This is a genomic window from Polycyclovorans algicola TG408, assembly GCF_000711245.1.
Classification (GTDB): Bacteria; Pseudomonadota; Gammaproteobacteria; order Nevskiales; family Nevskiaceae; genus Polycyclovorans; species Polycyclovorans algicola.
The window spans coordinates 2,755,651-2,775,424 of record NZ_JOMH01000001.1 but is presented as its reverse complement, the minus strand read 5'-3'; the positions used below and the strand labels follow the sequence as shown (position 1 = coordinate 2,775,424).

Annotated in this window: 16 protein-coding genes; 3 read left to right on the top strand and 13 right to left on the bottom strand. The window is 65.6% G+C overall.

Going from position 1 to position 19,774, the window contains the following annotated elements; all coding sequences use genetic code 11:
- Positions 1 to 58: 58 nt before the first annotated feature.
- Positions 59 to 2,266: a catalase/peroxidase HPI gene (gene katG / locus U741_RS0113250; protein ID WP_029890936.1), complete on the bottom strand. Its 2,208-nt coding sequence runs from the start codon at positions 2,264 to 2,266 to the stop codon at positions 59 to 61.
- Positions 2,267 to 2,494: 228 nt separating this feature from the next.
- Here katG and U741_RS0113245 point away from each other — a divergent pair, with 228 nt between their 5' ends.
- Positions 2,495 to 3,355 carry a MaoC/PaaZ C-terminal domain-containing protein gene (locus U741_RS0113245; protein WP_029890935.1) on the top strand — a complete coding sequence of 287 codons (861 nt, stop codon included), beginning with the start codon at positions 2,495 to 2,497 and terminating at the stop codon, positions 3,353 to 3,355.
- Positions 3,356 to 3,494: 139 nt separating this feature from the next.
- Positions 3,495 to 4,997 (top strand): DUF3336 domain-containing protein, encoded by a 1,503-nt coding sequence (locus U741_RS0113240; RefSeq protein WP_052378811.1) that lies wholly within the window; start codon positions 3,495 to 3,497, stop codon positions 4,995 to 4,997.
- A gap of 19 nt (positions 4,998 to 5,016) precedes the next feature.
- Here U741_RS0113240 and U741_RS0113235 read toward each other — a convergent pair whose 3' ends face one another.
- The 6 genes from U741_RS0113235 to lexA form a co-directional block, all read right to left on the bottom strand.
- On the bottom strand, positions 5,017 to 5,988 hold the full coding sequence (locus tag U741_RS0113235; RefSeq protein WP_029890933.1) for an NAD(P)H-dependent flavin oxidoreductase: 972 nt from the start codon (positions 5,986 to 5,988) through the stop codon (positions 5,017 to 5,019).
- A gap of 167 nt (positions 5,989 to 6,155) precedes the next feature.
- Positions 6,156 to 9,254 (bottom strand): error-prone DNA polymerase, encoded by a 3,099-nt coding sequence (locus tag U741_RS0113230; protein WP_029890932.1) that lies wholly within the window; start codon positions 9,252 to 9,254, stop codon positions 6,156 to 6,158.
- A 6-nt stretch (positions 9,255 to 9,260) separates the two neighbouring features.
- Positions 9,261 to 10,208, bottom strand: coding sequence for a CDF family Co(II)/Ni(II) efflux transporter DmeF (gene dmeF, locus U741_RS0113225; protein ID WP_029890931.1), 948 nt, complete (start codon positions 10,206 to 10,208; stop codon positions 9,261 to 9,263).
- A 34-nt stretch (positions 10,209 to 10,242) separates the two neighbouring features.
- Positions 10,243 to 11,658, bottom strand: coding sequence for a Y-family DNA polymerase (locus tag U741_RS0113220; protein WP_029890930.1), 1,416 nt, complete (start codon positions 11,656 to 11,658; stop codon positions 10,243 to 10,245).
- A 3-nt stretch (positions 11,659 to 11,661) separates the two neighbouring features.
- Positions 11,662 to 12,252: a translesion DNA synthesis-associated protein ImuA gene (gene imuA, locus U741_RS0113215; protein ID WP_029890929.1), complete on the bottom strand. Its 591-nt coding sequence runs from the start codon at positions 12,250 to 12,252 to the stop codon at positions 11,662 to 11,664.
- A complete protein-coding gene (gene lexA, locus U741_RS0113210; protein WP_029890928.1) occupies positions 12,249 to 12,881 on the bottom strand; it encodes a transcriptional repressor LexA in 633 nt (210 codons plus the stop codon). The genes imuA and lexA overlap by 4 nt, the downstream gene beginning before the upstream one ends.
- A gap of 160 nt (positions 12,882 to 13,041) precedes the next feature.
- Between lexA and U741_RS0113205 the strand changes: the two genes are divergently transcribed.
- The gene (locus U741_RS0113205; protein WP_029890927.1) at positions 13,042 to 14,241 is read left to right on the top strand and encodes an acetylornithine/succinyldiaminopimelate transaminase; all 1,200 of its coding nucleotides are present in this window, start codon (positions 13,042 to 13,044) and stop codon (positions 14,239 to 14,241) included.
- Positions 14,242 to 14,282: 41 nt separating this feature from the next.
- On the opposite strand, the gene U741_RS0113200 is transcribed toward U741_RS0113205, so the two are convergent.
- The 6 genes from U741_RS0113200 to U741_RS0113175 all read right to left on the bottom strand — a co-directional run bounded on the left by U741_RS0113200 (position 14,283) and on the right by U741_RS0113175 (position 19,767).
- The gene (locus tag U741_RS0113200) at positions 14,283 to 14,570 is read right to left on the bottom strand and encodes a helix-turn-helix domain-containing protein (RefSeq protein ID WP_029890926.1); all 288 of its coding nucleotides are present in this window, start codon (positions 14,568 to 14,570) and stop codon (positions 14,283 to 14,285) included.
- Positions 14,567 to 14,905: a type II toxin-antitoxin system RelE/ParE family toxin gene (locus U741_RS0113195; protein ID WP_029890925.1), complete on the bottom strand. Its 339-nt coding sequence runs from the start codon at positions 14,903 to 14,905 to the stop codon at positions 14,567 to 14,569. Before U741_RS0113195 ends, U741_RS0113200 begins: the two co-directional genes overlap by 4 nt.
- Positions 14,906 to 15,059: 154 nt before the next feature.
- Positions 15,060 to 15,833, bottom strand: coding sequence for a general secretion pathway protein GspB (locus tag U741_RS18595; RefSeq protein ID WP_052378810.1), 774 nt, complete (start codon positions 15,831 to 15,833; stop codon positions 15,060 to 15,062).
- On the bottom strand, positions 15,817 to 17,448 hold the full coding sequence (locus tag U741_RS0113185) for an ExeA family protein (RefSeq protein ID WP_052378809.1): 1,632 nt from the start codon (positions 17,446 to 17,448) through the stop codon (positions 15,817 to 15,819). The genes U741_RS18595 and U741_RS0113185 overlap by 17 nt, the downstream gene beginning before the upstream one ends.
- Positions 17,449 to 17,532: 84 nt before the next feature.
- Positions 17,533 to 19,350, bottom strand: a complete 1,818-nt coding sequence (locus U741_RS0113180) for a monovalent cation:proton antiporter-2 (CPA2) family protein (RefSeq protein ID WP_029890922.1) — start codon at positions 19,348 to 19,350, stop codon at positions 17,533 to 17,535.
- Positions 19,351 to 19,359: 9 nt separating this feature from the next.
- The gene (locus U741_RS0113175; protein ID WP_029890921.1) at positions 19,360 to 19,767 is read right to left on the bottom strand and encodes an OsmC family protein; all 408 of its coding nucleotides are present in this window, start codon (positions 19,765 to 19,767) and stop codon (positions 19,360 to 19,362) included.
- Positions 19,768 to 19,774 lie beyond the last annotated feature (7 nt).

Sequence of the window (19,774 nt, the reverse complement as noted above, 5' to 3'; positions counted from 1 at the left end):
ACCCGCCCCGAATGGTTCGGGGCGGGTCGTGATGCCTCACTTCAGCAGCAGAGATGATTCAGGCCAGATCGAAACGATCCAGGTTCATCACCTTGGTCCACGCGGCGACAAAGTCCTTGGCGAACTTGTCCTGCGCATCGCTTGCGGCATACACCTCGGCGATGGCGCGCAGTTGCGAGTTGGAGCCGAACACCAGGTCGGTCACCGTGCCGGTCCATTTCAGCTTGCCGGTTTTGCGATCCTTGCCTTCGAGCACGCCTTCGGTGGCCGATTTTTCCCACTTCGTGCCCATGTCGAGCAGGTTGACGAAGAAGTCGTTGGTCAAGGTCTCGGGCCGCTGGGTGAACACGCCGTGCTGGGTGCCGCCCACATTGGTGCCCAGCGCGCGCATGCCGCCCACCAGCACCGTCATTTCAGGCGCGGTCAGCGTTAGCAGGTTGGCCTTGTCGACCAGCGCTTCGGCGGCCTTTGATTCCGCGCCTTTGACGGCATAGTTGCGGAAGCCGTCGGCACGCGGCTCCAGCGGCTCGAAGGAATCAGCATCGGTCTGCTCGGCCGTGGCATCGGTACGGCCCGGGGTGAATGGCACCTTCAGGTCGTGCCCGGCCTTCTTGGCTGCGGCTTCGATGCCGGCGCTGCCGCCGAGCACGATCAGGTCGGCCAACGAGACCTTCTTGCCGCCACTGGCGCTGGCGTTGAAGTCCTTTTGGATGCTTTCGAGCTTGGCAAGCACCTTTGCGAGTTGTGCAGGCTGGTTGGCTTCCCAGTTCTTCTGCGGGGCGAGTCGGATGCGCGCGCCATTGGCACCACCGCGCATGTCGCTGCCGCGGAACGACGAGGCCGCGGCCCACGCCGTGCCGACCAATTCGGACACCGACAGGCCACTTTTCAGCAGCTTGGCCTTGAGGGCGGCGACATCCTTGTCATCGACCAGCGGGTGATCGACCGCCGGCACCGGGTCCTGCCAGATCAGTTCTTCTTTGGGCACCAGCTTGCCGAGATAGCGTGAGCGCGGGCCCATGTCGCGGTGCAGCAGCTTGAACCAGGCGCGGGCAAATGCGTCCGCAAACTGGTCGGGGTTGTCCTTGAAACGGCGCGAGATTTTCTCGTAGGCCGGGTCCATGCGCATCGCCATGTCGGCGGTGCTCATCATGATGGTGACCTTCTTCGACGGATCGTGGGCCGAAGGCGCCATGTCCTTTTCGTCGATATTTTTCGGATGCCACTGATGGGCCCCGGCCGGGCTTTTGACCAACTCCCACTCGTACTTGAACAGCACGTCAAAGTAGCCGCCATCCCACTTGATCGGGTTTGACGTCCACGAGCCTTCCAGGCCGCTGGTGATCGCATCGTTGCCTTTGCCGGTGCCGTGTTTGTTGAGCCAGCCGAAGCCCTGATTTTCGATGGGCGCGCCCTCGGGTTCCGGCCCCACGTTGGACTCCAGCGCGGCGCCGTGGCACTTGCCGAAGGTGTGACCACCGGCGGTCAGCGCCACGGTTTCTTCGTCGTTCATCGCCATGCGGGCGAAGGTCTCGCGAATGTCGCGTGCCGACGCCAGCGGGTCGGGGTTGCCGTCCGGGCCCTGCGGGTTGACGTAAATCAGGCCCATCTGCACGGCGCCCAGTGGGTTGGCAAGGTCACGGTCACCGGAGTAGCGACTGTTGTCCTTGTCGCTGGTGGCCAGCCACTCGGCCTCGGGGCCCCAGTAAATGTCTTCTTCGGGTTCCCAGATGTCGGCGCGTCCGCCGCCGAAGCCGAAGGTTTTCAGTCCCATCGAGTCGATGGCGACATTGCCGGCCAGAATCAGCAGGTCAGCCCAGGACAGCTTGCTGCCGTACTTTTGCTTGATCGGCCACAGCAGGCGCCGCGCCTTGTCGAGGTTGCCGTTGTCGGGCCAGCTGTTGAGCGGGGCGAACCGCTGCGCACCGGTCCCGCCACCCCCGCGACCGTCGGCAATGCGGTAGGTCCCGGCGGCGTGCCAGGTCATGCGGATGAAGAAAGGACCGTAATGGCCGTAGTCGGCGGGCCACCATTCCTGTGAATCGGTCATGAGCGCGTGCAGGTCTTTGATCACTGCATCGAGTTCGAGGCCCTTGAACGCCTTGGCGTAGTCCAGCGACTTGCCGTAAGGATTCGATTTTTCTGAGTGCTGATGAAGAATTTTCAGGTTGAGCTGGTTGGGCCACCAGCTTGCGTTATTGCGGGCACCGGCAATGGTGTGCCGACCGGGACCGTGCATTACCGGGCATTTCGCGTCGTCTGCCATCGTGACTCTCCTTCGTGTTGTTGGGGATCTGTTTTTGGCTACATACCGAGTGTGGAGTGACCGGGCGGGCGCGGCAAATGAGTTTTGCCAATCGGCTTCATAGGCAGGCGGGCGCGGACCTCGGCAACAAGGACCAATATCGCCGTAGGCTCCGGGCAAGGTCGCCAGGCGTCCGGCTAGGCGCAGCCGGTTAAAATCGCCAATTCGCTTGTGCCCAAGGACCGATGGATGCCAATTAACCCCGACACCTTGCTCAATTGGCCTTTCGCGCCCATCGAGCAGACTTACACCGCCCGCGACACCATGCTCTATGCCCTGGGCGTGGGGCTGGGCACCGACCCGCTGGACCTGCAGCAAATTCCCTTTGTTTATGAAGCGAACTTGCAGGCCCTGCCCACAATGTGTGTGGTGCTGGGCACGCCAGGCTTCTGGATCAAGGACCCGGCCACTGGCATCACCTGGCAGAAGGTGTTGCACGGCGAGCAGGGCTTTGTGCTGCACAAGCCCCTGCCGGCGGCCGGGACGGTGGTCGCCATCACCCGCGTCAAGGACCTGGTCGACAAAGGTGAGGGCAAAGGCGCGCTCGTTTACGTCGAACGCGACATCCGCGACAAGGCCAGTGGCGAGCCGTTGGCCACCCTCACCTCGACCTATTTCTGCCGGGCGGACGGCGGCTTTGGTCAGTCCACGACCACCGCCCCGAAGCCCCCGCCGATTCCCGAGCGGGCCCCCGACGCGGTTGATGAACTGACCCTCGACAAGCGTGCCGGCCTGATCTACCGCCTCAGCGGCGACTACAACCCGATCCACGTTGACCCCAAGGCCGCGACGGCGGCCAGTTTTTCGGCGCCGATCTTTCACGGCTTGGGTTCGCTGGGTGTCGCCGGGCATGCCGTGCTGCGGTCGGTGTGTGATTACCAGCCCAGCCGCCTCACCGGCATGCGCTTGCGCTTCACCTCACCGGTGTATCCCGGCGAGACCCTGCGCACCGAGATCTGGCGCGAAGGTGACCGCGCGCTGTTCCGCTGCACGGTGATCGAGCGCAACGTGGTGGCACTCGACAACGGCGTGGCCACCTTGGCAGATTGAACCCGCCCCCGGTCCTGCAGGCGCTGCGGTCTGTGATGCGGCGTCGCGCAGGCCGGCTTCAGGCCGGTCAGGCAACTGATCGGCTAACCTTTGTGGCATTGCCGATTCGGTGATGCCCCCCACGCCACGCGGTCACTTGATGAATCAGCCCCTGAATCTCGCGCCTGCCGCCACCGACCACCCGCTTGAAGCCTTGCCGGAAACCGCCCTCAACCCGCGCACGCTGCGCCAGCGGCTCCGTGAGGCTACGGATTACGACAGCTGGGCCGAGGCGGCCAAGGCACTGGACCGTCTCAGTGGACGCGAAGTCTGGAAGCAGCGCGATATCAGTGCGCTGTATGACTACCGCACGCTGCGGGATCGCGTCGACCACCTGCGCGCAGTGCGTGCTGCCAATGACCATCACGGCTTGGTGTTTGCCATTGAAGAGGGCGTGCACGGCAACCTCGGCGGCATGGGCAAGCCCCTCCTCTACAACAAGGCGCGGTTTGGCACCAAGCAACTGATCCGCGACTACGTTGACAGCGTGAGCGACGCGCTGCGGCATATCGAGACGCTGTCCGAAAGCGAAATGTCCCTGGCCGCCAAGCTTGACCTGTTTCGCCGTGCCAGCCATTGCTACGGTCGCTCGGCGTTGATGTTCAGCGCCGGCGGCACCTTGATGTATTTTCATTTCGGCGTGGCCAAGGCGCTGCTGGAGCAGGGCATTTTGCCGCGGGTGCTGTCGGGCTCCAGCGCCGGGGCGATCACCGTGTCGATTCTCGGCACCCACACCGACGCCGAGCTGGAGGGCTTCTTTGATGCCCGCAACGTCCGCTTCGGCGAGGAGTGGACGCCCAACTGGTTTGAGCGCAGCACCGGCATCCGGCGCATGTTTCGCGCCAGTTCGTTCGAGCCGACGTTTGACCGGCTGATTCCCGACCTCACCTTCCGGGAAGCCTTCGAGCTGACCGGACGGCACATCAGCATTTCGGTGAGCCCCTGCGAGCGCCATCACAGCCCGCGTTTGCTCAACGCCATGACCTCGCCGCACGTGCTGATCCGCTCGGCAGTGCGCGCCTCGTGCGCTATTCCCGGCCTGTTTGAGCCGGTGCAGCTCATGGCCCGTGACGCGCAGGGCAAAACCGTGCCGTATCTGCGTTCGCGCTGGATTGACGGGCTGTTTGCCGCCGACCTGCCGGCCAAGCAACTGGCGCGCCTGTACGGCACCAATCACTACATCGTCAGCATGATCAACCCGATGATGTTGCCGACATTCCGTGACCACAAATTGCAGAGCGCCGGTCTGCAACCACTGGGCAAAGCGGCCAAGGCCGTTGCCCGCAGTGCGCTGAAGTCGGCCGACGTTTATCTGGGCAAATACTTGCCCGCGTCGTCGCTGGGGGTGGTCAACAAGGTCGCGCACGACCTGCTCTCACAGGACTATGTGGGTGACATCAGCATCGCGCCCAAGCGCAGATTGTTCTCGCCGCTGCGCCTGCTGTCGCCCTTCAGTTATGAAGAAATCGACGCGCTGGTCCTGGCTGGCGAGCGTCAGGTGTGGCCGCGAATCGAGATGATCCGCATCTGCACGCAGATCAGCCGCACGCTCGAAGAGATTCTCGGGCGCCTGGACCGGGGCATCGTCGACGCGATGGAGTAGCAGCCACCCTGTGGGCCTGTCAGTTGAACGCCGCCATGCCGGCCATCATCTGCGCCCGGCACTCGCGCACCATGCGTTGCATCAGCACCTCGCAGGTGGGAATGTCGTCAATCAGCCCCACCGTTTGCCCGGCCCAGACCAGCCCGCGTGACGGGTCGCCGCTCTCCAGCGCTTCGCGGCCCTTGGCGCCGGAGACCAGATGCTGGATGTCCTTGAACTCGCAGCCGCCCGGGCGGTTCTCGATGGCGATGACCGCTTCGGAGACTTCGGTTTTCAGTACCCGGCCGGTGTTGTGCAGGGTGCGGAAAATCAGCGCCGTGTCACGCTCGGTCTTGTCGACCAGCAACTGCTTGATGTTGTCATGAATCGGCGCCTCAACCGTCACGCAAAAGCGCGTGCCCATGTTGACGCCCTCGACGCCGGTGGCCAGCGCGGCGGCCATGGTGCGACCGTCGGCGACGCCGCCCGAGGCGATCAGCGGAATTTTCACCTTGCTGGCGGCAATGGCGAACAGCACCAGACAGCCGACGCCGTCTTCACCCGGATGACCGGCACATTCAAAGCCGTCGATGGAGATCGCGTCCACGCCCTTGCGCTCGGCTGACAGCGCGTGCCGCACCGCCGTGCACTTGTGGATGATCTTGCCGCCGTGGGCCTTGATCTTTTCGATGAAGGCGACCGGGTTGTTGCCGGCGGTTTCGAAGATGCGCACACCCCCGGCCAGCGCGGCGTCCAGATAAGCCTCGTACGGCGGCGGCTTGGCGGTGGGCAGAATGGTCAGGTTCACGCCGAACGGCTGATCGGTGAGGCTGCGGCAACGGGCAATTTCGTCGCTCAGCGCCTCGGGCATCGGTTGGGTGAGTGCCGTCAGAATGCCCAGGCCGCCCGCGTTCGACACCGCCGCCGCCAACTCGGCACGCCCCACCCACTGCATGCCCCCCTGAATGATGGGGTAGCGAATCCCCAGCATGCGGGTGATGCGGGTGTTCATGGCAGGTTCGGGTGCAGCCGTCGTGAGGCGGGTCATGGAAGTGTTTCCTGATTGAAGAGCGATTTCTTGTTGTTGTTCGAGCGCGGGGTAGGCGCGGCGACGCCAATTCGCTACGTTAACCGGACGCCGTCGGGCGTGCCGACAATGATGAAGACGGCCCAAGGCGGTCAGTGAAAATCCCGCGACAGATAAGGCAGTTCGCCGACCCAGTGTGAGCGGTCGTGAAGGCGGCGGGCCATCAGGTGCACGATGCCTTCCTGGCGCTGCAGGATGCCGTCGGCAATCACGAACTGCGCGGCCACTGCGGCGTGGCGTTGGGTGTCGACCAGCGCCGGGCGAATGATCAGATTGACGATGCCAGTTTCGTCTTCCAGCGTCAGAAACATCACGCCCTTGGCCGAGCCGGGACGCTGGCGGAACATGGCCAGCCCCGACACCCTGACGCGCTGGCCGTCGCGCAGCGTGCTCAGGTCGGCATTGCGCGCCACCCGGGCCGTGTCGAGACGCGGTCGCAGCAATGCCACCGGGTGGCGGCGCAATGTCAGCCCGGTTGATTGGTAGTCGGCGACGATGTCGGCGCCCTCGGTCGGGGCGGGCAGTTGCGGCGGTTCGGCCTCCGGCGGCGGGCTTTCAAACAGGTCGGCCTGCCCGCTGCGCCGTTCCATCGTCGCCCAGCGTGCGGCGTGGCGATGGCCGGCCAGACCGCGCAGGGCGTCGGCTCTGGCCAGCGCTTCAAGGGCTTTCTGATCCAGCCCGGCACGCCGCGCCAGGGTCGGCACGTCGGGACAGGGCGTGCGGCAGGCGCTGACGATGCGTTCGGCACTGGGCGTGCCGAGGCCGTCAATCAATCCCAGCCCCAGGCGAATGCCCGGTTGGCCGTCAGCATCGGGGATGAGCGTGCAATTCACCTCGCTGTGGCGCACGTCGACCGCGCTGACGGTCACGCCCATGCGCCGGGCTTCGCGCACCAGCATCGACACTGGGTAAAAGCCCATCGGCAGGCTGTTGATCAGGCCGCAGAAAAAGGCTGCCGGGTGATGGTATTTCAGCCATGACGAAAACCAGGTCAGCAGCGCAAAACTGGCCGCGTGCGACTCCGGAAAGCCATAGGCGCCGAAGCCAAGAATCTGCTGATAGATGCGCTCGGCAAACGTCGGATCGTAGCCGCGCTCGGCCATGCCGGCCATGAGTTTGTCGCGAAAATGTTCCAGCCCGCCCTTGCGCTTCCATGCCGCCATGGAGCGCCGCACCTGATCGGCCTCGCCCGGCGAGAACCCGGCCGCAACCACGGCGATTTGCATCACCTGCTCCTGAAAGATCGGCACGCCACTGGTGCGCTCCAGCACCGCCCGCAGCGCCGGGTTGTCGGGCAGGTCGGGCACTTCCTGCCCCTGCCGGGCCTTGAGGAACGGGTGCACCATGCCCCCCTGAATCGGCCCCGGCCGGACGATGGCGACCTGGATGGCAAGGTCGTAGAGCGACTTCGGCTTGAGCCGCGGCAGCATGTTCATCTGCGCCCGCGACTCCACCTGAAACACCCCCAACGACTCGCCGCGTTGCAGCATCGCGAAGGTGGCCGGGCAGTCGCGGGGGATGTCGGCCAGTTGCCAACCCGGCAGCGAGGTTTGCGGCTGGGCCGGCAAGGTGCCCCAGCGGTTAAGCGCGTCGAACGTCCGGCGAATGGCGGTGAGCATGCCCAGCGCCAGCACGTCGACCTTGAGCAGGCCGAGGGATTCCAGGTCGTCCTTGTCCCACTGGATGATGCTGCGATCGGGCATGGCGGCGTTTTCCACCGGGACCAGATCGGCGACGGCGCGCTCGGCGATGATGAAGCCGCCGACGTGCTGCGACAGGTGCCGGGGCAGGCCGATCAGTTCGCGCGACAGGTTCAGCCACTGCTGAACACGCGGATCGCCGGGCGTGATGCCCAGGGCATCAAGGTGCATCGGCCAGCGCTCGGGGGTGTCCCACCAGGTGTGGTTGCGGGCCAGCGCATCGATGACCTCGCCGGGCATTTCCAGCACTTTGCCCACATCACGCAATGCCGAGCGCGGCCGCCAATGGATCACCGTGGCGGCCAGTGCGGCGCGGTCACGCCCGTATTTTCGGTAGATGTACTGAATGATTTCTTCGCGGCGCTGATGTTCGAAGTCGACATCGATATCCGGCGGCTCGCCGCGCTCCTTCGACACGAAGCGCTCGAACAGCAGATCGGTGAAGTCGGGCGAGACCTCGGTGATGCCCAGCGCGTAACAGACGGCCGAGTTGGCGGCGCTGCCGCGGCCCTGACAGAGGATGCCGAGACGCCGCGCCTCGCGCACGATGTCTTCGACGGTGAGAAAAAAACTCTCGTAGGCCATGTCGGCAATCAATGCCAGTTCGCGCGTCACCGTGTCGCGCACCTTGCTGGGTACGCCGTTTGGCCAGCGTTGCGCAAGGCCCGCGTCGGTGAGGGCGCGCAGGTGCGTGGTCGGCGTTTCACCGGGCGGTACCAGCTCGGCAGGGTATTGGTAGCGCAGGCTGTCGAGCTTGAAGTCGCAGCGCTCGGCAATCACCCGGGTTTGCCGTAGCCAGGCTTTGGGGTAGAGGGTTTCCAGCTCGGCCAGCGGTCGCAGGTAGCGCTCGTGATTGGCAAAAAGCGCCCGCCCGCACTGGGTCACCGGCTTGCCCAATCGCAGCGCGGTGACCACGTCCTGCAACGGGCCGCATTCACGGGTGTGGTGGTGCACCTCGCCGACGGCCACCGGTTGCAGGCCAAAGCGTTGCGCCAGGTGTTTGGCTGCGGTGAAGCGCGGGCGGTCATCGGCCTCGCGATGGCGGGCCATGGCCAGGTGTACGGTGTCGAAACGGTCCCGCAGCCACGCGGCGGTGTCCGGGTTCAGGTCGCGCCCGGGCGCCCACAAAACTTGCAGACCGGGCAGCTCGGGCAGGTCATCGGCGGCGAGGTGATAGTGGCCTTTGGGGCTGTCGCGGCGGGCGCGGGTGATCAACTGGCTCAGGGTCTGGTAGCCGGTCAGGTTCTCGGCCAGCAGGATGAGTCTAGGGCCGTTCGCGAGGGGTAATTCACTGCCGACGATGAAGCGGAAGTCGGGATTCTCTTTGATCTCGTCCCACGCGCGGACCACGCCGGCCAGCGAACACTCGTCGGTCAACGCCAGCCCGCGATAGCCCTGCGCAACGGCCGTGGCCGCCAGCACGTCCGGTGCCGAGGCGCCGCGTAGAAAGCTGAACGACGACACGCAGTGGAGTTCGGTGTAGTCCAGCATCGGTCGCTACACGACGGGTTCATCGGCAGGGCAGGCATGGACCTCGATCGTCACGTGCACCAACCCCAGCGACGCCGGTAACCGCGTCTTGTAGTCGGCTGGCGACAGTGGCTGGTGGGCAACAACAGCGATTTCTGCCGCGTAAATGGCCGGGCCAATCGACCACACGTGCAGGTCGGTGACGCGCGTGTCGGTATGGGCTTCCAGCGTTTTGCGAATCTGCTCCCGCTGGCTTTGCGGCGCCTGTCGGTCGAGCAAGACGGCACTGCTGGCCGCGAGCAGACCCCAGGACCAGCGCGCCACCAGCACCGCGCCGACAACGCCGACCACCGGGTCCATCCACACCAGTCCAAAGTATTTGGCCGCGAGCAGCGCGATGATGGCGAGCACCGAGGTCAGGGCGTCGGCGATCACGTGCAGGTAGGCCGATTTCAGGTTGTGGTCGTGGCCGTGATGGTCATGACCGCCGTGGCTTTCGTCAGGGTCGTGGCCGTGATCGTCGACGCCAAGAATGAACACGCAGACACCGTTGACCAGCAGCCCGACCACCGCCACGGCAATGGCCTGGTTAAAAACGATCTCGACCGGGTTGAGCAGGCGGACGACGCTTTCAATGGCCATGAACACCGCAAACAGCGCCAGCAGCACGGCGCCGGTGAAGCCGCCCAGCGCGTTGACCTTGCCGGTGCCGAAGCTGAAGCGGCTGTTACGGGCATTTTTGCGGGCGTAGACATAGGCAAACGCGGTGATGCTCAGCGCGGCGGCGTGCGAGGCCATGTGCAGGCCGTCGGCCAGCAGCGCCATTGAGCCAAAGGCGATGCCGGCCGCCAGCTCGATGACCATCATCGCCGCCGTGATGGCGATGACGATCAAGGTGCGTGACTCGCCGGGCCGGCGCTGGTCCTGGCCGAAAGTGTGATCGTGTTGCCAGGGTTGGGTGTCGTGTTCGTGCATGGTGTTTGTTTGTGTGATTAAAAAGAGGCGCGGCTTATCCGGCCCAACCGTCAATCCAGGCGCGGTCACCCAGCGGATCGCCGCTGAGATCGCGCCGAATCCATGCCCGACGACCGTCGATGTCGGCCCAGCCGTAGTCGGCGTCCAGCGGCGTGTCGCTCCACCAGCCGCCGGTGAGCCGCTCAATGCCGCTGCGCTGGGGGCATTGCGGCAACAGCACCGGGTCGGGTTGCCACCACAGCGGGCGTTCGGCGGCCGGCGGGGCGGCATCGGCGCCGCCGGGCGCGCCGCGGTCATGGGCCAGCACCGGACGGTGGTCATCGCGTACCACCGGCGTCCACACCGCATCCTTGCCGAGTCGTGCGCGCAGGCGGTCCAGGGTGGCGGTCCAGTCCTGGCCCTGGCGACTGACAATGAAGGCATCGGCCTGATCGGGGCGCGGCTGGCCGCATTCCACGGCAATCAAGCGCAGCGCGCGCACCGGGGCCGGGGGCGGGGCCTGCATCAGCCGCTCACGCAGCGGCGTCAGCAGGCGCTCGCGGGTGCGCGCCGGGGCCAGCAGGTGCAGGTCCACGGCCGGACACTGGTCCCAGGCCAGCTCCAGCTCAAGCCGCAATTTGATCAGCGACAGATCGTGGGCAGCCAGAAAACCCACCAGCTCGCCGAGCAGTCGCTGTAGCGGAAACAGCAGGGTTTCGACGTGGGCAATTTCTTCCAGCAACTCCAATCGCACATTGAACTGGCTGGGCGGGGTGACGGCCCGGAACGGCTCCGGTGCCCGGCCATAAAGCTGATCCAGCGCCCGCAGGCAGGTGGGGCCGAGGCGGCGTAGCAGGCCTTCACGCGGCAGTTGCCGCAGTGCGCCCAGGGTGTCGACCCCGATGCCCTGCAGCGGCTCGCGCCACGCCAGCGGCCACGGTAGTGCGGCAATCGGCAGGGTGGCCAGCCGCGCCGGGAGATCATCGGGGTACAGGCAAGGGTGGGTGTCGCCAACCTGCGCCAGCAACGCGGCGGCAGCGCGACTGGGTGCCAGTCCGATGCGCGTTGTGATCTCGGCGTCGATCAACTGCTCGCAGAGCCGGTCACGAAGCGGCTCCAGACCACCAAACAGACGTTGACTGGCGCCAATTTCGACCCAGACACAGGCCTGCGGCACGGCATAGGCTTCGGCCGGGCCGAGGATTTCGGCCACCACCGGGCTGCCAATGCCATAGGCCATTGCCGCCCGGCTGGCGAGCAGTGTCTGTTCGGCCTGCGCCTGGCGCGGCACGCCCAGCGTCTCGGGGGCCTGCAGGCGGGCCGCGCCCACCGCCATGCCCGGCGTCACCACCCCACACGTCGTGATGGCCCACTGATGCGGGCCATGACGCCCCGCCACCCAGTGCTTTTCAGGGTGACCGCCGATGGCTTCCAGCGGCAATTGCGGAAATTGCAGGCACAGCCAGAGCATGGATCAGACGCCCATCGCGCAACCGGCTTGAGGCCGCCCGCCACGCACCTTGAGCACATCGGCGTGGTGGCCGTTGACGGCAACGCGCAGGGCGGCGGTCGAGGGCGCGCCATGTGCCGATGTGCTGCGCATCCACAGGGCGAACGCCTGGGCCGTTTCGGCCGCCAGGGTCAGGCGCCGGGTGTCGATTTCGTTGAGTCTGCGCACCCACAGGCAGACCGCCGCCGCACCGGCCTGCAGCAACTGGCAGGCGCTGTCGACGGCCTGAGCGTTGGGGGTTTCGAGCACCACGACCTGCGACAGATTGACGCCGGCCTGCGCCCAGCCCGGCGCGTAGGGCCGCAGCGGCGGGGCGATTAGCGCGACGGGACGATGTGCCTGGGTCAGACGTGCCAGCAGCGGCAGCACCAGCCGCAGTTCACCGCTGCCGGGAGCGGCATGGACCACTTCGCTGAGGGCACCGCAGGGCCAACCGCCACCGGGCAATACGGCATCGAGCGCAGCATGACCGGTGGGCTGGGTGCGGGTGGTGCGCGGCACATGGCCGCGCCACAGGCGGCCCTGGTCAAACAGCTGGGCAAGTGCGGCGCTCACAGGTTGCGGGCCATGTCTCCGGCGCGGATCAGGCCCACGGCGCGGCCTTCGATCACCAGTTCCTGACGGCTGAGGTCGATGCGGATCGGTGCGTAGGCGCTGTTGGCGGGCAGCAGTTCGGCAATGGAATCGCGCAGCCGCAGGCGCTTGACGGTGATCTCGTCATCCAGCCGCGCGACGACGATCTGGCCGCTGTCGGCCACCGGCGTGCGGTGCACCGCCAGCAGGTCGCCGCTGTAGATGCCGGCGTCACGCATCGATTCGCCCTGAACGCGCAGCAGAAAGTGGGCGCGCGGCGAGAAAAATCCGGGCTCGACCGGCACCCAGCGTTCGATACCGGCATCCGACATGATCGGCTGGCCGGCTGCGACCCGGCCGACGATGGGCAGGCCAGTGGGCGCGTCGGAACGATCCGCCAGCACACGAATGCCGCGCGCCGCACCGGGCAGCAGTTCGATGGCGCCCTTGCGGGCCAGGGCTTTCAGGTGGTCATCGGCAGCCGTCGGCGAGCGAAATCCGAAGCGCGCCATGATGTCGGCGCGGGTGGGCGGTGCACCGCGATCGCCCAGGTGTTCGTGAATGAAATCGAGAATGGCTTGCTGGCGTTCGGTAAGGGGGACGATGGTCATGGCGGACTCCTGATAGCTGGCCTTGTGTACAGTCCTCTGATTGCTGAAAGCTGTCAATGTGTACAGTTATAAGCCGCTGATTCGCGTCAGGATTCGCCTTCCTGGCGCGTGCTCGTAATAATGCGCGGCCCTTTTTCTCAGTGCCGTTGAGCGCACCGTCATGTCGATCCCCCGCGCAGTATTCGATTCGGTCATGGTCCCGAACTACGCCCCCTCCGCCATCATTCCGGTGCGCGGTGCCGGCGCGCGCTGGTTTGATCAGGCTGGACGCGACTACATCGACTTCGCTGGCGGCATTGCCGTCAACACGTTGGGACACGCGCATCCCGCACTGGTTGCAGCGCTGACCGAGCAGGCCGGCAAGCTGTGGCACGTGTCCAACGTGCTGACCAACGAGCCGGCGCTGAAGCTGGCGCAGAAGCTGGTGGCGAACACCTTTGCCGAGCGCGTCTTCTTCTGTAATTCTGGTGCCGAGGCCAACGAGGCCGCGTTCAAGCTGGCGCGTCGGATGGGCAATCTCAAAGACCCGAACAAGAACCGCATCGTCGCCTGCATCAACGGCTTTCACGGTCGCACCCTGTTCACGGTGAGCGTCGGCGGTCAGCCCAAGTACGCACAGACCTTCGAGCCGCTGCCCGGCAATATCACGCATGTGCCGTTCAACGATATCGCCGCCCTTGAAGCGGCGATGGGCCCGGACGTCTGCGCCTTTGTGGTGGAACCCATCCAGGGCGAGAGCGGCGTGATGCCGTCCGAAAAAGCCTTCCTGCTGCGGGCGCGCGAGCTGACCACCCAGCATGATGCGCTGCTGATTTTTGACGAAGTGCAGACTGGCAACGGCCGCACCGGGCACCTGTATGCCTACCAGCATTTCGGCGTGGTGCCGGACGTGCTCAGCACCGCCAAGGGCCTGGGCGGCGGCTTCCCGATTGGCGCCATGCTGACCACCGAGGCGCTGGCACAAACCCTGCAGCCCGGCACTCACGGCTCGACCTATGGCGGCAACCCGCTGGGTTGTGCGGTGGCCGGCGCAGTGCTCGACGAACTGCTCAAGCCCGAACTGCAGGCCAACGTACACGCGCGGCACCTGCAGCTGGTTGCGGGACTTGAAGCCCTGCAGGCCGAGTTCGGTCTTTGGCAGTCGGTACGCGGTCTGGGGTTGCTGATGGGGGCGGTCCTGGTGCCTGGACAGAGCGCCGGGCCACTGGTGAACGCTGCGCTGGAAGCCGGCGTCTCCCTGCTGCAGGCCGGGCCCGAGGTGCTGCGATTTGCGCCGCCACTGACCATCACCGAGGCCGAGATGGCTGAGGGGTTGGTGCGATTGCGGCAAGCCTTGGAAGCGTTGCGCGAGGGGGGCTAGGTTTGGGTGGGTCGGCTGGAGCGCCTAACGCTCATCGGGCTTCATGCGCCTAAAGCGGACAGCACCGCTTTGGGCTGTTTGGACACAACATGCAATAAGACCCGAGCGGGGCCATGTGGCTCGCGATCACCACGTTCCCAGTGCCGCAACGTGCCGACGCTAATGCCAAACGACGATGCAAACTCCGTTTGAGTCATGCCAACCTGTGCCCGAATGGCTTTAACGTCTATGGCCTTGGGGTAATGAATGCGGGCTTTGACCTCTTCGCCCCCTGCGTGGGCAATGGCCTGGGTAAGGCCGGTCTTGATGCTATCAAATGCGTTGCTCATGGCTTGATCCCTGTGGTTTGAACCAGAATTTTGACCAGCTTGGACAACTCGATTGCCTCTGCCTTGCTCAAATTAACCTTTTGGTTTTTGCCGAAGATGCTGAGTAGATACAGAGGGATACGCTTGTCATGGTAGTAGTAAATAACCCGAACGCCGCCGCTCTTGCCCATGCCCTCACGCGCCCAGCGCAACTTGCGAATGCCGCCTGTGCCCGTCATGAGCGCGCCGGCGCAGGGGTGCTCTGCCAGATGACTGATGAGCGCTTGAATTTCTGACGCGCTCAAAAGACCTGCCGCATTACGCCTGAACTCCGGCATTTCCGCGATGGTGTGCATGGTCAAAAGTGTAATCCAATGGATTACTAAGCGCCAGCCACGGTTGCCCTTTTTGGGAGGACAACTGCGGGATCACGGGCAAGCCGATCTTGGTGCGGCCTTTGTTGGGGCAGCGTCCGTTAGTTGATGCAGTTTACGGGCGGTGGCCTGTCGCTCAGCCCGGCCGCTGAATCAGCACCTTCTGCCCGTCAACATCGATGACCAGCCCGCGCGGGGCGATTTGCAGCAGGCGATGACCGCCGTCCAGCGTGCTGCCTTCGCCGTAGCGCTCGCCGCCGATGAGCACGAATCGCCGTGCCGGGTCATCGTTGTACACATGTACGTTGATGGCGTAAGCCGGAATCCGCTCGCGCACTGCGGCCGGCAGGTCGCGTTGCTGAACCACGTCGTCGGGCAACGCGTCCGGAGCAGCATTTATCGTGTCATTGCTGTCGGGAGTGGGCAGCGGCGGCACGAATGCTGACGATGACGTGGGCGCCGGCTCGGTGACGGTCAGGTCCGGTGTTGGTGCGGCGGCGCTTGCCGGCGCGGCGTCAATCGGTTGCAGCGCCGGCATGGCCAACTCGTCCAGCGAATAAATCTCTTCGAATGACGACGAGACGTCCGGTGTCGTTGAACGTGCGGTGGCCACAGCGGCTGTGGGGCGCGGCGTCGGGATCGCGGCCGCCGGTGTTGGCGTGACCGTGGTCGTTGGCAAGGCTTCCGGCCCTCGTTGCCAGACCACCAGTGCCAGCAGCAGCACCGCGATCAGAATGCCCCACAGCACCGCCAACAGGGCGCGTTGCGAGCCGGGATTGGGTGCGGCTACGGCGCTGCGGTCGTCGGTGCGTGAAGTATCGGGCGTTGGGGGTTCGTCGAACGGGCTCAGCGGCTGTCCGCTGCGGCGCTCGCGGTCGGCCTTGCGCAGCGCATCAAGGAGCAGTGACATTGGCCGGCGGCTCCAGGTTGGGGGTGTCGGGCAGGCCTTGGGTCAGCACCATGAGGGTTTGTGAGCCCACCACACCGTCGACCTGCAACTGTTTCTCAGACTGGAAGCGCCGCACGCGGCGCACCATCGTTGCGTCGAAGCGATCCGGGGGCGGGCGGGCGTCTTCGCCCAGCAGGGTGGTCAGTCGTTCGTGCAGCCAGACCAGGTCGTCGCCGCGCGTGCTGCCATCGAGCCGGCGTGACTCGGTGGGGCGGGCGAACAGGGTCAGAAAATCGCCGGGCGCGAGTATCTCCAGGGTTTCGCGGTCCACGGTGATGGGGCCGTCGGGCGTGAACAGCCCGGCTTCGGTGGCCGAAAGCCACAGCACCAGCACGTGGTGGGTCTGGTCAAGAATGCTCAGCTCGACGATGGCCGGGCGCCCCAGTTGCGTGAGCCGTGCAAAGCCGCCGTCGTCGCGATGGCACTCGTAGCCGTCGGGTTGCAGATCCAGGCACAGGGTGCTGGCACGGATCGGCACCAGGGTGTCGTCCCAGCGTGAAACCAGCGTGCCCAGCAGCTCGGGTAGCGGCCGCATGGCACTGTCGAAGTCGCTCAGGCCTGCAGGCTCTGGCGCGGGTTCGAGGCTGGGCACAGGTGTCGGGGGAGTGACCTCGGTCGCGGCGATGTCGGCCTGTGATTCAGGCGACGGCACGGGTGCGAACAGGGTTGGGGCACAACTGCGCAGCAACAAGACCGACGCCAGCAGCAGCGCGATGACCGGCAGGGCGCGTTCCAGCCACGGCAGCCACGCGCGACGCTCAGTTTGTTGCGCGGCGGGTGCCGGCGGCATCTTGCAATGCTGGTGTCCCAGCGCTTCTTCGGCGGCACGGGCCACCAGCCCGGCATCAATTTGCAGCAGGTGTTCGGCGTAGGCGCCCAGCAGCGCGCGGTCGGCAATCACGTTGATCAACCGCGGCGTGCCGCCGCTTTCACGGTGCAGGGCGGTGAGGGCTTCGGGGGTGAAGATGGGGCCGCGCGCACCGGCCACACGCAACCGATGCCGCACGTACTCGGCGGTTTCGTTGGCGGCCAGCGGCGTCAGGTGAAAGCGCGCGGTGATGCGCTGTGCAAGCTGGCGCAGATCGTCGCGGGCGAGCAGATCATTCAACTCGGGCTGGCCCACCAGCATGATGCGCAGCAGCTTTTCCTTGTGGGTTTCAAGGTTGGTCAGCAGGCGCACCTGTTCCAGCAGCGCCGGGTCGAGGTTCTGCGCCTCGTCGATGATCAGTACCGTGCGGCGACCGGCCGCGTGGGTCTTGAGGAGGTGCTGGTTGAGCGTCGTGATCAGCGCCCGCAGGCTGTCGTCCGTGCTGGCGGGAATGCCCAGCTCATCGCAGACCGAGGCGAGAAATTCGCGCTCCGACAAACGCGGGTGGTGGACCATCGCCACATCCACGTCGTCGATGGGCTGCGCCAGCAAGGCTCGAATGACCGTGGTCTTGCCGGTGCCGACCTCGCCGGTGAGTTGCACGAAGCCGCCGTATTGCCCGGTGCCGTACAGCAGATGGCCGAGGGCTTCCTGGTGGCGGGGCGACAGGTACAGGTACGCCGGGTCGGGCGTGATGCTGAACGGCATCTCCTGTAGGCCAAAGTGCGAGAGGTACACGGGTGACGGAATGTCTTCGCGGTCGGGCGGAGCGGCAGTATAGAGCCCGTGACTTCAGCGCTCGGGTTTCGGCTCGGCCGTGTCGATGACCTGCCCCTCGCTGCGCGGCGTGGTCAGCGGTGCGGCGGGCAGGGTGTTGTTGGCCAGCAGGTCCTTGCCGGAATAGACATCGCCCAGCACTTGCAGCTCAAGGCGCTCGATGTCGCGGCGGCGCATGTCGGCGGCGACGCTACGGGCGGTGTCTTCGTCAACGCCCAACACGCGCAGTGCGGCTTCACCGAAAACGTGGGCCGATTCGACGGTTTCGCGCAACTGATAGTCGACCCCCTGTTGAATGAGCTGCAGTGCGTGTCCCCGGTCGTACGCGCGCGCCATGACCTTGACCAGCGGAAACTCGGCTTTCAGCAAATGCACGATGTGATGGGTCGTGGTGGCTTCGTCGGTGCAAACCAGAATCGCGTCGGCGTGGCCGGCGCCCGAGGCATGGAGGATGTCGAGCCGGGTGCCGTCGCCGTAATAAATCTTGAAGCCAAAGTTGGCGGCATCGCGAATACGGTCGGGGTTGGATTCGATGATGGCGATATTGATGCCATGTGCCAGCAGCGACTGGCTGGCAACCTGGCCAAAACGGCCAAAACCGATCATCAGCACCTGGCCGTGCAGGCCGTTGGCGGCCTCGACGTCGGTCAGGTCGTGCGCGGCGGCAGGCGGCTTCAGGTGTCTGCCCATCAGCAGCACCATCAGCGGCGTCAGCACCATCGACAGAATCACCGTGGCGGTGAGCAGGGCGTTGGTCTGGGCATCGAGGATGCCGTTGCCGGCCGCCGCCGCGAACAGCACGAAGGCAAACTCGCCGCCCTGACCGAGCATCACCGCGCGGTACAGCCCCTCGTGATGCCCGGCGCGCAATCCCCGCGCAACGACATAAATGGCCAGCATCTTGACGGCGCTCAAGCCCAGCACCCACAGCGCCACGGTCAGCCACGCCTGCTGCACCAGCAGCAGGTTGAGCGACATGCCAACGGCCAGAAAGAACAGGCCAAGCAGGATGCCGCGAAATGGCTCGACGTCGGCCTCCAGCTGGTGGCGGAAGGTCGATTCAGACAGCAGCACCCCGGCCAGAAACGCGCCCATCGCCATCGACAACCCGCCCAGCTCCATCAGCAGTGCCGCGCCGAGCACGATCAGCAGCGCGGCGGCGGTCATCATTTCGCGCGCCTTGGCCGCGGCCAGCACCCTGAACAGCGGATTCAGCAGCCAGCGGCCGATCACCACCAGCGCGACGATGGCGCCCACCGCGAGGGCGATTTCCTGGCTACGCTCGGCAGCGGTGGTCTCGACGGTGCCGGGCGCCAGGAAGGCCACCAGCGCCAGCAGCGGCACGATGGCCAGGTCTTCAAGCAGCAAAATCGACACCACGCGCTGGCCCTGCGGCGTGGCGGTTTCGCCGCGCTCGCCCAACATCTGGAAGACGATCGCGGTCGATGACAGGGTAAAACCCATGCCGCCAACGAAGGCCACCAGCGGCGGCAGCCCCAGCAACACGCCGGCGCCGGTCAGCAGTGCACCGCAGGCCGCGACCTGTGCGGCGCCGAGGCCGAAGATGTCCCCGCGCAGCTTCCATAATTTGGACGGCTGCATCTCCAGGCCGATGACGAACAGAAACATCACCACGCCCAGTTCGGCGACGTGAAGAATGGCGTCGGGATCGACGAACAGCTTCAGGCCGAAGGGGCCGATGATCACGCCGGCGACGATGTAGCCGAGCACCGAGCCGAGTTTGAGTTTGCGAAACAGCGGCACGGCAACCAGTGCGGCGCCGAGCAGCGACACCGCCTTGGTCAACTCCGGCACATACCCTTCAGCCGCCATGGTGTCTGCTCAGTCGACGCGCTGGGTGCGAATGGTCGCACCGGCCATCAGGGTTTTGGTGACCGGGGTCTTGCTGCAGATGTCGAGCAGGCGTGCCCACTGTTCCGGGCTGAGTTCGGCACTGCAACGCAGGTCGCGCTCAATGTGGGTGGCACCCTCTTTGTCTTTCAGCAGACGCAGATCCAGATCGATGTTGCCGAGCTGCCAGCCCTTGCGCTCGGCATACATGGTCAGCGTCATCACCGTGCAGGCACCGAGGCCAGCCAGGAGGTACTCGTAGGGCGCGGGCCCGGCGTTCTGACCGCCTGCGGACGCGGGTTCGTCGGCCACCAGCGTGTGGCGACCGGCGGTGACCTCGTTACGGTAGGGCGCGGCGTCAGCGGCGGCGCGGACCGATGTGGCGGCAATGGCTTTCATCTGATGG

What these genes read in the sequence shown, in the direction of transcription:
- katG (WP_029890936.1), bottom strand. Translation starts at nt 2,266, where the DNA reads ATGGCAGACGACGCGAAATGCCCGGTAATGCACGGTCCCGGTCGGCAC.
- U741_RS0113245 (WP_029890935.1), top strand. Translation starts at nt 2,495, where the DNA reads ATGCCAATTAACCCCGACACCTTGCTCAATTGGCCTTTCGCGCCCATC.
- U741_RS0113240 (WP_052378811.1), top strand. Translation starts at nt 3,495, where the DNA reads ATGAATCAGCCCCTGAATCTCGCGCCTGCCGCCACCGACCACCCGCTT.
- U741_RS0113235 (WP_029890933.1), bottom strand. Translation starts at nt 5,988, where the DNA reads ATGAACACCCGCATCACCCGCATGCTGGGGATTCGCTACCCCATCATT.
- U741_RS0113230 (WP_029890932.1), bottom strand. Translation starts at nt 9,254, where the DNA reads ATGCTGGACTACACCGAACTCCACTGCGTGTCGTCGTTCAGCTTTCTA.
- dmeF (WP_029890931.1), bottom strand. Translation starts at nt 10,208, where the DNA reads ATGCACGAACACGACACCCAACCCTGGCAACACGATCACACTTTCGGC.
- U741_RS0113220 (WP_029890930.1), bottom strand. Translation starts at nt 11,658, where the DNA reads ATGCTCTGGCTGTGCCTGCAATTTCCGCAATTGCCGCTGGAAGCCATC.
- lexA (WP_029890928.1), bottom strand. Translation starts at nt 12,881, where the DNA reads ATGACCATCGTCCCCCTTACCGAACGCCAGCAAGCCATTCTCGATTTC.
- U741_RS0113205 (WP_029890927.1), top strand. Translation starts at nt 13,042, where the DNA reads ATGTCGATCCCCCGCGCAGTATTCGATTCGGTCATGGTCCCGAACTAC.
- U741_RS0113200 (WP_029890926.1), bottom strand. Translation starts at nt 14,570, where the DNA reads ATGAGCAACGCATTTGATAGCATCAAGACCGGCCTTACCCAGGCCATT.
- U741_RS0113195 (WP_029890925.1), bottom strand. Translation starts at nt 14,905, where the DNA reads ATGCACACCATCGCGGAAATGCCGGAGTTCAGGCGTAATGCGGCAGGT.
- U741_RS18595 (WP_052378810.1), bottom strand. Translation starts at nt 15,833, where the DNA reads ATGTCACTGCTCCTTGATGCGCTGCGCAAGGCCGACCGCGAGCGCCGC.
- U741_RS0113185 (WP_052378809.1), bottom strand. Translation starts at nt 17,448, where the DNA reads ATGCCGTTCAGCATCACGCCCGACCCGGCGTACCTGTACCTGTCGCCC.
- U741_RS0113180 (WP_029890922.1), bottom strand. Translation starts at nt 19,350, where the DNA reads ATGGCGGCTGAAGGGTATGTGCCGGAGTTGACCAAGGCGGTGTCGCTG.
- U741_RS0113175 (WP_029890921.1), bottom strand. Translation starts at nt 19,767, where the DNA reads ATGAAAGCCATTGCCGCCACATCGGTCCGCGCCGCCGCTGACGCCGCG.